The organism is Flavobacterium marginilacus (genome assembly GCF_026870155.1).
GTDB classification, from domain to species: domain Bacteria; phylum Bacteroidota; class Bacteroidia; order Flavobacteriales; family Flavobacteriaceae; genus Flavobacterium; species Flavobacterium marginilacus.
The window spans coordinates 4,679,401-4,690,240 of record NZ_CP113975.1 but is presented as its reverse complement, the minus strand read 5'-3'; the positions used below and the strand labels follow the sequence as shown (position 1 = coordinate 4,690,240).

At 35.6% G+C, this 10,840-nt stretch carries 11 protein-coding genes; 7 read left to right on the top strand and 4 right to left on the bottom strand.

The features are described from left to right. Positions 1-33: 33 nt before the first annotated feature. A complete protein-coding gene (locus tag OZP07_RS19545) occupies positions 34-2,205 on the top strand; it encodes a TonB-dependent receptor (protein WP_281636414.1) in 2,172 nt (723 codons plus the stop codon). Positions 2,206-2,382: 177 nt separating this feature from the next. Here the strand turns inward: OZP07_RS19545 and OZP07_RS19540 are convergent, their stop codons facing one another. Further along, positions 2,383-2,805, bottom strand: a complete 423-nt coding sequence (locus tag OZP07_RS19540) for a Rieske (2Fe-2S) protein (protein ID WP_281636413.1) — start codon at positions 2,803-2,805, stop codon at positions 2,383-2,385. A 168-nt stretch (positions 2,806-2,973) separates the two neighbouring features. Here OZP07_RS19540 and greA point away from each other — a divergent pair, with 168 nt between their 5' ends. The 3 genes from greA (at position 2,974) to OZP07_RS19525 (ending at position 5,158) form a co-directional block, all read left to right on the top strand. Then, positions 2,974-3,450: a transcription elongation factor GreA gene (greA, locus tag OZP07_RS19535; RefSeq protein ID WP_194643974.1), complete on the top strand. Its 477-nt coding sequence runs from the start codon at positions 2,974-2,976 to the stop codon at positions 3,448-3,450. Between the two features lie 66 nt (positions 3,451-3,516). Then, positions 3,517-3,906, top strand: coding sequence for an HIT family protein (locus OZP07_RS19530; protein WP_281636412.1), 390 nt, complete (start codon positions 3,517-3,519; stop codon positions 3,904-3,906). Between the two features lie 85 nt (positions 3,907-3,991). After that, the gene (locus tag OZP07_RS19525; protein ID WP_281636411.1) at positions 3,992-5,158 is read left to right on the top strand and encodes a transglutaminase domain-containing protein; all 1,167 of its coding nucleotides are present in this window, start codon (positions 3,992-3,994) and stop codon (positions 5,156-5,158) included. 2 nt (positions 5,159-5,160) lie between these two features. Here OZP07_RS19525 and OZP07_RS19520 read toward each other — a convergent pair whose 3' ends face one another. Further along, the gene (locus tag OZP07_RS19520; RefSeq protein ID WP_194644009.1) at positions 5,161-6,306 is read right to left on the bottom strand and encodes a sensor histidine kinase; all 1,146 of its coding nucleotides are present in this window, start codon (positions 6,304-6,306) and stop codon (positions 5,161-5,163) included. Between the two features lie 260 nt (positions 6,307-6,566). Here OZP07_RS19520 and OZP07_RS19515 point away from each other — a divergent pair, with 260 nt between their 5' ends. The 3 genes from OZP07_RS19515 to aat all read left to right on the top strand — a co-directional run bounded on the left by OZP07_RS19515 (position 6,567) and on the right by aat (position 8,624). After that, a complete protein-coding gene (locus OZP07_RS19515; protein WP_194643980.1) occupies positions 6,567-7,442 on the top strand; it encodes a flavin reductase family protein in 876 nt (291 codons plus the stop codon). A gap of 32 nt (positions 7,443-7,474) precedes the next feature. Then, positions 7,475-7,849, top strand: coding sequence for a DUF3127 domain-containing protein (locus OZP07_RS19510; RefSeq protein ID WP_194643983.1), 375 nt, complete (start codon positions 7,475-7,477; stop codon positions 7,847-7,849). 136 nt (positions 7,850-7,985) lie between these two features. Further along, the gene (gene aat / locus OZP07_RS19505; protein ID WP_281636410.1) at positions 7,986-8,624 is read left to right on the top strand and encodes a leucyl/phenylalanyl-tRNA--protein transferase; all 639 of its coding nucleotides are present in this window, start codon (positions 7,986-7,988) and stop codon (positions 8,622-8,624) included. 202 nt (positions 8,625-8,826) lie between these two features. On the opposite strand, the gene OZP07_RS19500 is transcribed toward aat, so the two are convergent. Together OZP07_RS19500 and thiH are read right to left on the bottom strand one after the other, a co-directional pair. Continuing rightward, a complete protein-coding gene (locus OZP07_RS19500; RefSeq protein WP_281636409.1) occupies positions 8,827-9,537 on the bottom strand; it encodes a HesA/MoeB/ThiF family protein in 711 nt (236 codons plus the stop codon). A 122-nt stretch (positions 9,538-9,659) separates the two neighbouring features. Then, on the bottom strand, positions 9,660-10,796 hold the full coding sequence (thiH, locus tag OZP07_RS19495; protein ID WP_281636408.1) for a 2-iminoacetate synthase ThiH: 1,137 nt from the start codon (positions 10,794-10,796) through the stop codon (positions 9,660-9,662). Between the last annotated feature and the right edge of the window lie 44 nt (positions 10,797-10,840).

Genomic DNA, 10,840 nt, shown 5'->3' with positions numbered 1-10,840 from the left:
ATAATTCCCCCTTTTATTCGTAAATCATTACGGATGAAAAATCTATTTTTTAAAAGGACTCAAGAGTCAAAAAATGAAAAGACAAAGAAGAATGGTTTTTTAATATCTTCTTTGTTTCTTCTTGTTTCTGTTTTGTCAAGTGCACAGGAAGCCCAAAAAGATACAACAAAGGTTAATCAATTGGATGAAGTGCTGGTTTCAGCATTGAGAGTTACTACAAAAACACCAGTAAGTTTTTCTAATATGAGTAAAGAAGAATTGGCGGCGCGAAATCTGGGTCAGGATATTCCTGTGCTGATGAATTACCTGCCTTCTGTGGTAACGACTTCAGATGCTGGTAATGGTTTAGGTTATACAGGGATTCGTGTTCGCGGCAGTGATGCGACTCGTGTAAATGTAACAATTAACGGAATTCCTTATAATGATTCTGAAAGTCATGGGACCTATTGGGTAAATATGCCTGATTTTGCTTCTTCGGTACAGAGTTTACAGCTGCAGCGCGGGGTTGGAACTTCTACAAACGGAGCTGGTGCTTTTGGAGCGAGTTTGAATATGCTGACAGATAGTTATGCCAAGAAAAGTACAGGCGAAATTTCGAATTCCTTTGGAAGTTTCAATACTCAAAAACATACAGTAAAATTTAGTACTGGGCTGATGAATGATCATTTTGAAATTGCAGGACGTTTATCGGCTTTAAAATCGGATGGTTATATAGACAGAGCCAGCAGTGATTTGAAATCGTATTTTCTGCAGGGAACTTATGTAGGGAAAACTACTTTAATTAAAGCCCTGACTTTTGGAGGTACTGAAAAAACGTATCAGTCATGGAACGGAATAGATGCGATTAAATTGGCGGAAGACAGAACTTATAATTCCGCTGGAGCGTTTACCGATGAATTTGGAAATCCTCGTTATTATGATAATGAAACCGACAATTACCATCAAGACCATTATCAATTGCATTGGAATGAAAAAGTATCCGATAACTGGAGCACCAATTTAGCTTTTCATTACACTAAAGGCAAAGGTTATTATGAGAATTATAAAGAAAATGCAGCTATGGCTGATTATGGTTTACTGCCTGTCGGATCTGTTACTACAACTGATCTGATTCGTCAAAAATGGCTGGATAATGATTTTTACGGAACTACTTTTTCGGCAAATTATAAAGCAGATAAACTAGATGTAATTCTTGGCGGCGGATGGAATAAATACGAAGGAGACCATTTTGGAAAAGTAATCTGGTCGAGATATGCTTCGCAAAGTGAATTAGGAGATCATTATTACGATGATTTTTCGACAAAAACGGATGGGAATGTTTTTGCAAAAGCCAATTATCAATTGTTAGAAAATTTAAGTGTTTACGGAGATCTGCAATACCGTAATGTGCGATATAAAGCTAATGCAGCAGAAACAGGCTTGGTTGATGATAATTTTAATTTCTTTAACCCAAAGGCTGGACTTACGTATAATATTAATGAAAAAAATGCTTTGTATTTTTCATATGCCAGAGCAAATCGTGAACCTAACAGAACGGATTATGAAGGAGGAAGTGATGTAAGACCTGAAAAATTAAATGATTATGAATTGGGCTGGAGATTAAAATCTGGTAAAATTCAAGTGAATTCTAATGTTTATTATATGAAATACACTGATCAGCTGGTTTTGACAGGAGAGCTGGATGACGTGGGTTCTCCTATGCGCAAGAACAGCGGCGATAGTTATAGATTAGGATTAGAAGTTGATGCGGTTATTAAATTTGCAAAACAATGGTCTATTTCGCCAAATTTTACACTTAGCAGTAATAAAAATGTTGATTTTGTTTCTGATGCCAACGGGAGTTTAGTTAATTTAGGAAATACTAATATTGCTTATTCTCCTGATTTTATTGCAGGGAACATTTTGACTTTTGCACCTGTATCAGCATTTAAAGTTAGCTGGCTGTCTAAATTTGTCAGCGATCAGTATCTTAATAATATTGATGATACTACTGGTAAATTAAAAGATTATTTTGTGAATGATTTAAATGCTTCTTATGAGATTAAAATGGCTTCGGTTTTTAAATCGATAGGATTCAATGTTCTGGTGAATAATATACTGGATGTTGATTATGTTTCAAACGGAGCTGATTATGGAGGAGGTTATGTTTATTATTTTCCACAGGCGGGAATTAATTTCCTTGCTGGATTAACTTTGAAGTTTTAAACAGGAAAATTTAATAATCTTCAGGATTTTTCAAAATTAAATGCTGTGGGTCACGCGTTTGGTGATAGCAGCTAGATGCTGAAGCAGTGCGTATAGCCCGACAGGATAAAAAAAGGGAGCGGATCACCAGTGCGATGATTAGCTCCCTTTGTTTTATAGAGGCACGCCCCAATAGTATTAATTGTAAATCCGAATTTGGGTTTCGCTCACTATCTGCACTCGGTATTGTTTCATTGGATAAGTTACAGCTGTAGTTCCCTGACCAGTAAAAAGGTTATATTCTTTGCTGTCACATGCGCAAAGCGCATTGATTCCTTTGAGGGTCATAGTAGAACAGCTGCTGATTTCCTGATTTGGACAGGCTGCATCAAATGCATTATAACCAGTGCCGGTATTGAAAACGATTATACCCTTTGCACCCGCATTGGAATAATAGATGCCGTTGCCAGGGCTTTTAAGATTTGAATAGAGCGGTAAATTTAGGTTGAGATCTACAGTGAAGCTGTAATTCGTGATATAAGGGTTTTTGTTGGAGTTTTGATTGTCGCTGCATCCCAGAAAAAATAGAGATACAATAAGTAATAGAATGTATTTTTTCATTATTTAAAATTAAGTCGAAAGAATTTAGTTAAACAAATTTAATTTATTTAACTTTGAAATTGTTATGATTAACATATTATTGTAAACTAAAAATAAAAATATAGTATCTTTGTGAAAAGAAATCCCGTCCCGATGGGATTTTTTCTATTTTATATAAATGAGGAAATTATGAGCGCAATATCGTATTACACAGCGGAAGGGTTAAAAAAATTAAGAGAAGAGTTAGATTATTTAAAAAGCGTGATGCGTCCAAAAGCATCTCAGGATATTGCTGATGCTAGAGATAAAGGAGATTTATCTGAAAATGCAGAATATGATGCAGCCAAAGAGGCGCAGGGAATGCTTGAAATGAGAATCGCAAAACTAGAAGAGATTCATGCAAATGCAAGACTGATTGATGAGTCTAATCTGGATTTGTCTAAAGTGTTGGTTTTGTCAAATGTGAAAATCAAAAACCAGACTAATGGTATGGAAATGAAATACACTTTGGTAGCCGAAAGCGAAGCTGATCTGAAAACGGGTAAAATATCAGTTACTTCTCCTATCGGAAGAGGATTGTTAGGAAAGAAAGTAGGCGAAGTTGCCGAAATCACTGTACCTAACGGTGTTTTGAAATTTGAAATCCTTGAAATTTCAAGAGAGTAATTAGAAGTCAATGACAATAATAATGTCAAATACCAAAAAATCTAACTTCTAATATCTAATTTCAAGATGAGTACCATTTTCAAAAAAATAATTGACGGAGAAATTCCTTGCTACAAAGTGGCTGAGGATGAAAATTTCTTAGCTATTTTGGATGTAAATCCAAATGCTAAAGGACATACACTTTGTATTCCAAAGAAAGAAGTGGACAAGTTTTTTGATATTGAAGATGATTTATATCTAGGTTTGATGGCTTTTTCTAAAAAAGTTGCGATTGCACTAGAGAAAACAGTTCCATGTTTACGGGTTGGGGTGGCAGTTGTAGGGCTCGAAGTACCACATGCACACGTTCACTTGATTCCGTTAAATGAAATGGGCGAAATGACTTTCAGACACAAGGTAAGTTTGACAAAAGATGAGTTTGAAGCATTAGCGAGTAGTATTCAAGCAAATTTGTAAAGAAAATATAAAGGCTGAAAACACAAATCTTTTTAAGAAGTATTCTAAAGATTTGTGTTTTTTTATGTTTAAAAATGAAATGATTATGAAGAATATTTTTTTGTTTCTAATGTTTACGGTTATCAGTTTTGGCCAAGCTAAGAAGCCATATGCTTTGATAGATGCTAAAATGGATAAAATTCCTTTGGATTTATGTACTTCGACAGATGGAATTGCTAAATATATTAATGAAAACTTTAAATCGGAAAATGATAAAATCCGTGCCGTGTTTTATTGGACCGCATCAAATATCAGCTATGATATTGAGAACATTGCATCTATAGATTTCTCTGAAGTTTCTCCTGATAAAATTAAAAACACACTATTAACAAAGAAAGGTGTCTGCATCCATTATGCTGAAGTCTTTAATGATATTGCTCAAAAGGTGAACCTCAAATCCTATATTGTTGGCGGATATACTAAGCAAAATGGTAAAGTAGACGTACTATCACATGCTTGGTGCGCCGCAAAAATTGATAATGCTTGGTGGCTGTTTGATCCAACTTGGGGGGCTGGTTATATTCAGAATAAAAAATTCTTCAAAAAAATAAATGATCTTAATTTCAAAGTGGCACCAAATCAATTTATTGCAACACATATGCCGTTCGATTATTTATGGCAGTTTTTGAATTATACTGTCACCAATCAAGAATTTATCGACGGAAAAACTGAAATAAATAAGACCAAGCCAAAGTTTGATTTTCAAGGTCAAATTGAAGAATATGAACGGATGTCAGAAGTTGATAAAGCAAGAACTGCTTTAATTCGGATTCAGAATAATGGCGTCAAAAACAAATTGATTCAGGAAATGGTTCAATTCAAAAAGAATGAAGCTGATGGTCTGCAAAATAACGAGGCGATGGCCAAAATGCAGGACATTAGTGATAATTATAATCAGGCGATAGCGCAGTTTAATGATTTTATAATGTATAGAAATAATAGATTCAAGCCGCTTTTGCCAGATGAAGCGATTAAGGAAATGATTTTAGCTCCAAAGCAAAAAATACTAGATTGTCAAGACCGGATTTATAAGATTGGTAAGTTCAATGATAATAATATTTCCAATGTGAAATCATTGAAGAATTCAATCATAGATGTTCTTAAACAAATTGAAGTACAGGAAAAATTTGTAAATGATTATTTGAGCAAAAGTAAATCAGCGCGAAAAGGAATGTTTACAAAAGTTACATGGTTTGGAGTTCCTTTAAAATAAAGCTATGCTTTTCTTAGGCTAATCTGCATTGTCGTTCCTTTTCCTATTTCCGAATGAAGAACTTTTATGGTGCCGTTGTGGTATTCCTCAACTATTCTTTTGGTAAGAGACAGTCCAAGTCCCCAGCCTCTTTTTTTGGTAGTGAAACCAGTTTCAAAAATGTGGTGAAATTCTTTTTTGGGAATTCCGCTTCCTGTGTCTGTTACGTTTATTTTTATATGATGTGGATCTTCTTCAATTTCTATTGCCAATTTTCCTCTTCCTTTCATGGCATCAATGGCGTTCTTGACTAGATTTTCTATCGTCCAGCTGTGCAAAATTGGGTTTAGCAGAATGCTGATTGGTTTTGAAGGTCCTTTGAATGAAAACTCAATTTGATCAGAGAAACGCGAAATCAAATAATTATAGGATTGTTTCGTTTCTTCGACTGCGTCCTTTAACTCCAGTTTAGGTTCTGATCCAATTTTTGAAAAACGGTCGGTAATGGTCTGCAGGCGTTCGATGTCTTTTTCGATTTCCAGTGTAATTGATTCATCAATATTTTCCATTTTCAAAATCTCCAGCCAGCCAATCAAAGATGAAAGCGGAGTTCCAATCTGGTGTGCTGTTTCTTTGGCCATTCCCGCCCACAGTTTGTTTTGGGTTGATATTTTATGGCTCAAGTAGAAATTGTAAATTAAGATACCGCAGAGAACAATAATCAGCGATAATGCAATTGGATAATATTTGAGTTTGTCAATCAATGAAGAATCTCCGTAATACAATTCTTGTGATTTTCCTGGCGCATAAATAATGGTGATTGGCTCATTTTCGCCTTTTAATTCATCCAGATATTCTTTAGCTTTAGCTTTGTTTTTTATGATTTCCTCATCAATGTTTTTAGAGGTGATAATGCTGTCATTTTCGGTCAGAATTACGGGAATAGTAGTGTTGTTGTCGAAGATTTGTAGAGGTAAATCAACTTCGGTATCGGCTTTTGCGTTAATTAATGTTTTTTCGGCTATAGCCCAAAGATTCATTTTTACACGTTCTTCCTGTTTGAAAATTTGAAAAAAAGTATACGTATTCCAAAGAATAATAGTAATTATTGCAAACGAAATAAAAATAATAATCCAGCGGATAGGATTTCTGTTTTCGGAAAAATTCATAAAAGTACATTTGTGGTATAAATATAACGAAATAATGAACTTCAGATTGTGCGGGTTTTCAAAATCACTATTATTTGGAGATGATTACTTCGTTAATTTACCATCGCTCGTGTCCTGCTGTCCACTATGTTTTTTGTCCCGAACTCCGTAATAAAAGGATGCTGTTTCCATTAGGTTCAGAGCATCTGCAGTCATAAATATATTTATAATTAATCAAAAATCCTGTAGCTATTTTGTTATTTTTGTTCAAATGAAAAATTATGGTTAGCATTGATCCAAAAAGCATTGACACGGTAAAACTGCAGGGATATTTACAAAGTTCAGTCGGGCCTCGGCCTATTGCTTTTGCGAGTACTCTCGGTAAAAATGGGATTCCAAATCTGTCGCCTTTTAGTTTTTTTAATGTCTTCAGTGCGAATCCGCCGATACTGATTTTTTCGCCCGCAAGGCGTGTGAGAGACAATACGATAAAGCATACCTTAATTAATGCTGAAGCCACTGGCGAAGTCGTTATCAACGTGGTAAATTATGATATGGTTCAGCAGACTTCGTTGGCCAGCACAGAATATGCCGAAGGGGTTGACGAATTTATAAAAGCCGGTTTTACACCGATCCCATCGGATGTCGTAAAACCATACAGAGTAAAAGAATCACCAGTTCAGTTTGAGTGCAGAGTAACTCAGATAATTCCTTTGGGAACTGAAGGAGGTGCTGGAAATTTAATACTTTGTGAAGTGCTCCGCATTCATATTAACGAAGCAGTTCTCAACGAAAATGGAACTATTGATCAGCATAAAATCGACTTAGTTTCCAGATTGGGATCCAATTGGTATTCCCGATCGAATCAAGGGCTGTTTGAAGTGCCAAAACCGCTGACAACACTAGGGGTAGGAGTAGATGCCATTCCTGATTTTATCAAAAAAAGTTCTGTTTTTGATGGGAATGATTTAGGTATATTAGGTAATATCGAAGCCTTGCCTACAACTAAAGAAGTTAGTATATTTGTAAACCAAAATTTTGCCGTCAAGGCAGTCTTGAGTTCCGATGACCTTGAAAAACAGCATTTGGAAGCCAAAAAATATCTTTTGGAAAATGACGTGCTTTCGGCTTGGAAAGTACTTTTAGCAAAAAAATAAATTCAAAGTAACAATAATTAAACAAAAAGAAGATGGAAGTATTAGGGAAAATTAAAGTTGTTAATCCAGAGCAACAAGTAAGTGCAGCATTCAAAAAAAGAGAATTAGTTGTTACTACAGATGAGCAGTATCCGCAGCACATTCTGATTGAATTTACTCAAGATAAATGTGATTTGTTAAGCAGTTATAATATTGGCGAAGCGGTAAAAGTTTCTATCAATTTAAGAGGGAGAGAATGGGTGAATCCACAAGGGGAAACAAGATATTTCAATAGTATTCAAGGCTGGAGAATCGAAAGATTAGCTGCAGAAGCACCTGCACAGCAAGCACCACCAATGCCAGCGGCTGCAACTTTTGCGCCAGCAGCTAACTTAAACGAAGAAGAAGCAGACGATCTGCCATTCTAAGAAAAAAAGAAAGCAGAAACCAGAATTTAGAAACAGTATCAGAAGTCAGAAGTTTGAGTTTACTTGAATTTCTGATTTTTTTTTAATTGAATTTTGCAATTGCTATTGATATTGAAATTGATTTTTGAAATTGAACATGTATTATTTATCCAAAGATTTATTTTTCCCTCCAGTTTCCCACGCCGACAGCGATGGAATTCTTGCCATTGGAGGAGATTTGTCATCGGAACGGCTGAAACTAGCTTATAACAGCGGAATTTTCCCTTGGTTCAACGAAGGCGAACCTATTATTTGGTGGTCGCCTAATCCGAGAATGGTTTTGTTTTTGGACGAATTAGTGGTATCTAAAAGTATGCGCAGCATTCTCAATCGAAACATTTTTACGGTTACTTTCAACCAAAATTTCAGAGAAGTTATTTCCAATTGCCGGCAGGTAAAACGCGAAGGGCAAGCTGGAACCTGGATTACTAATGAAATGATCGAAGCCTATTGCAGACTCAATGAATTGGGAATAGCAAAGTCAGTTGAAGTTTGGCAAGACAATCAGCTTGTCGGTGGATTGTACGGAATCGATTTGGGAGGTGTTTTCTGTGGCGAAAGTATGTTTTCGCTCGTTTCGAATGCTTCCAAAGCGGCATTTATTACTTTGGTAAACCAACTCAAAAAAGACAATTACCGCTTGTTGGACTGCCAGGTTTACAATGAGCATCTTGAAACTTTGGGCTGTAGGGAAATTGATCGTGAAGATTTTATGGCAATTTTGAAAGGGGAATAATTTTTAAACATATAAGTCATTTAAGTTAAACGAAATTAGTTTTTTAGTTAGTTTTTGCTGCCTATAAGATATAAGTTTAAAAAAGTACTTGAAAAACTTTAAAACTTTACTTTTATTGACTGTTAATTTTACTTCAATTTATCCAAAGTGAAAACTTCTATGACTTATATGTTTAAATTTAATGTCGTTGAGTGCCTTTTCCTTAAAATTTAAGCTTTGTAAAACTCCAATTCAAAGTACTGAATAATACTAATTCATTATTCAATGCAGGCAAATCCATTATCAATTTCAAGGTTTCATGTGCCATCATTGTACCGATTATTCCAGGTAATGTTCCCAATACACCATTCAGACTGCAATTCGGAACATCTTTTGGATCGGGTGGTTCCGGAAATAAATCCCTAAGATTTTTGGTTCCGTTGTGATTGAAAATGGCCAATTGTCCCTCAAAACCTAAGATACTTCCATAAATTAGTGGTTTTTTTAAAGTAACACAAGTGTCATTTACCAAATAACGTGTGGTGAAATTATCGGAGCCGTCTACTACAAAATCAAAATCATCAATAATTTTTGAAGCATTGTTAATGGTTAATTTTTCTTCAAAAGCCAAAACGGAAATCAGCGGATTTAATTTTTCAATAGTAGCTTTAGCTGTGGTAGCTTTGGAGAATCCCACTTGATCTTCAGTATATAAAATTTGACGATGCAAATTATGAATCTCAATTTTGTCAAAATCAACAATACCGATTGTTCCCACTCCAGCTGTGGCAATGTATTGCAAAATAGGGCAGCCCAAACCACCAGCACCTATAACCAAAACTTTGGCATTCTTGAGTTTTTCCTGCCCTGAATCACCGATTTCGGGTAACATTACTTGGCGGTTATATCTTAAATATTCTTGAACGATACTCATAGGATTTTAGATTTCTGATTAACGATTTTAGATTGAAGAAGTTTTTGCTTCATTTGCCTGTTATTATTCGATTTTATTTGATAATAAATAGAATTGTAGAATTTTTGCGTCAAATCAGAAATCTAAAATCTAGAATCTGCATTCTGAAATCTAAAAGTTCTGTCCCAATCTTTCCAAACCGGTTCGTATCCTTTATCACTGATTATTTTGGCGATTTTTTGAGCCGAGCGCTCATCACTAATTTCAAACTGTTCCAATGATTGCGGGTCGACGACATAACCGCCCGGATTGGTTTTGGATCCCGCACTCATACTCGTGACTCCAATTGGAATGATGTTGTTTCTGAAAGTTTCGTTTTCTCGGGTCGAAATTGAAATCTCTAAATCTTCATTCCACAAACGATAAGCGCAAATCAATTGCGTCAAATCTTTGTCATCCATAATAAAATTGGGTTCAATGATTCCTTCAGCTGGGCGTAGTCTTGGAAACGAAACCGAATATTTGGTCTGCCAATAGGTTTTCTGCAGATAATCTAAATGCAGGGCATTGAAAAAACTATCCGTCCGCCAATCTTCCAACCCTAATAAAACGCCTAAGCCTATTTTGTGAATTCCCGCTTTCCCGATTCGGTCAGGTGTATCCAAACGAAAGTCAAAATTGGATTTTTTGCCTTTAGTATGGTATTTTTTATAGACTTCCTGATGATAGGTTTCTTGATAGACCAAAACCGAATAAACGCCGGCTTCGTGCAGTTTTTGATATTCTTCGGTGGAAAGCGGCTGCACTTCTACCGAAATGATTGAGAATTGCTTTTTTATCTGTTCAATCGCATTTAGGAAATAATTGATGTTGACGGTGTAATTGGCTTCGCCAGTAACCAATAATGCGTGGTCAAAACCAGCTGATTTCAATGCTTCAGCTTCAAGTTTTATCTCTGAATCAGTTAGTGTCTTGCGTTTGATTTTATTGTCCAGGCTGAAGCCGCAATAGGTGCAGATGTTTTGGCATTCATTGCTCAAATACAAAGGAGCATACATTTGGATGGTTTTTCCAAAACGCTTTTTTGTCAATTCATGACATTCCTGTGCTATTTGTTCCAAATAAGTTGTTGCGGCAGGCGAAATCAAAGTCAAGAAGTCGTCTAGATTTCTTCTGCTTTTTGCCAACGCTTGTTCAACTTGTTTGGTGGTGGTTTGGTATATTTTGGTTTGAATGGTATCCCAATTATACTGTTCAAAAACCGATTTGAATGTGTTCATTTTTTTATTTTTTTACGGCAAGGTTCGCAAAGATTTACGCTAGG

Excerpts from the sequence above, each read along its gene's own strand:
- OZP07_RS19545 (WP_281636414.1), top strand. The coding sequence starts at position 34 with ATGAAAAATCTATTTTTTAAAAGGACTCAAGAGTCAAAAAATGAAAAG.
- OZP07_RS19540 (WP_281636413.1), bottom strand. The coding sequence starts at position 2,805 with ATGAAAAAATACATTCTATTACTTATTGTATCTCTATTTTTTCTGGGA.
- greA (WP_194643974.1), top strand. The coding sequence starts at position 2,974 with ATGAGCGCAATATCGTATTACACAGCGGAAGGGTTAAAAAAATTAAGA.
- OZP07_RS19530 (WP_281636412.1), top strand. The coding sequence starts at position 3,517 with ATGAGTACCATTTTCAAAAAAATAATTGACGGAGAAATTCCTTGCTAC.
- OZP07_RS19525 (WP_281636411.1), top strand. The coding sequence starts at position 3,992 with ATGAAGAATATTTTTTTGTTTCTAATGTTTACGGTTATCAGTTTTGGC.
- OZP07_RS19520 (WP_194644009.1), bottom strand. The coding sequence starts at position 6,306 with ATGAATTTTTCCGAAAACAGAAATCCTATCCGCTGGATTATTATTTTT.
- OZP07_RS19515 (WP_194643980.1), top strand. The coding sequence starts at position 6,567 with ATGGTTAGCATTGATCCAAAAAGCATTGACACGGTAAAACTGCAGGGA.
- OZP07_RS19510 (WP_194643983.1), top strand. The coding sequence starts at position 7,475 with ATGGAAGTATTAGGGAAAATTAAAGTTGTTAATCCAGAGCAACAAGTA.
- aat (WP_281636410.1), top strand. The coding sequence starts at position 7,986 with ATGTATTATTTATCCAAAGATTTATTTTTCCCTCCAGTTTCCCACGCC.
- OZP07_RS19500 (WP_281636409.1), bottom strand. The coding sequence starts at position 9,537 with ATGAGTATCGTTCAAGAATATTTAAGATATAACCGCCAAGTAATGTTA.
- thiH (WP_281636408.1), bottom strand. The coding sequence starts at position 10,796 with ATGAACACATTCAAATCGGTTTTTGAACAGTATAATTGGGATACCATT.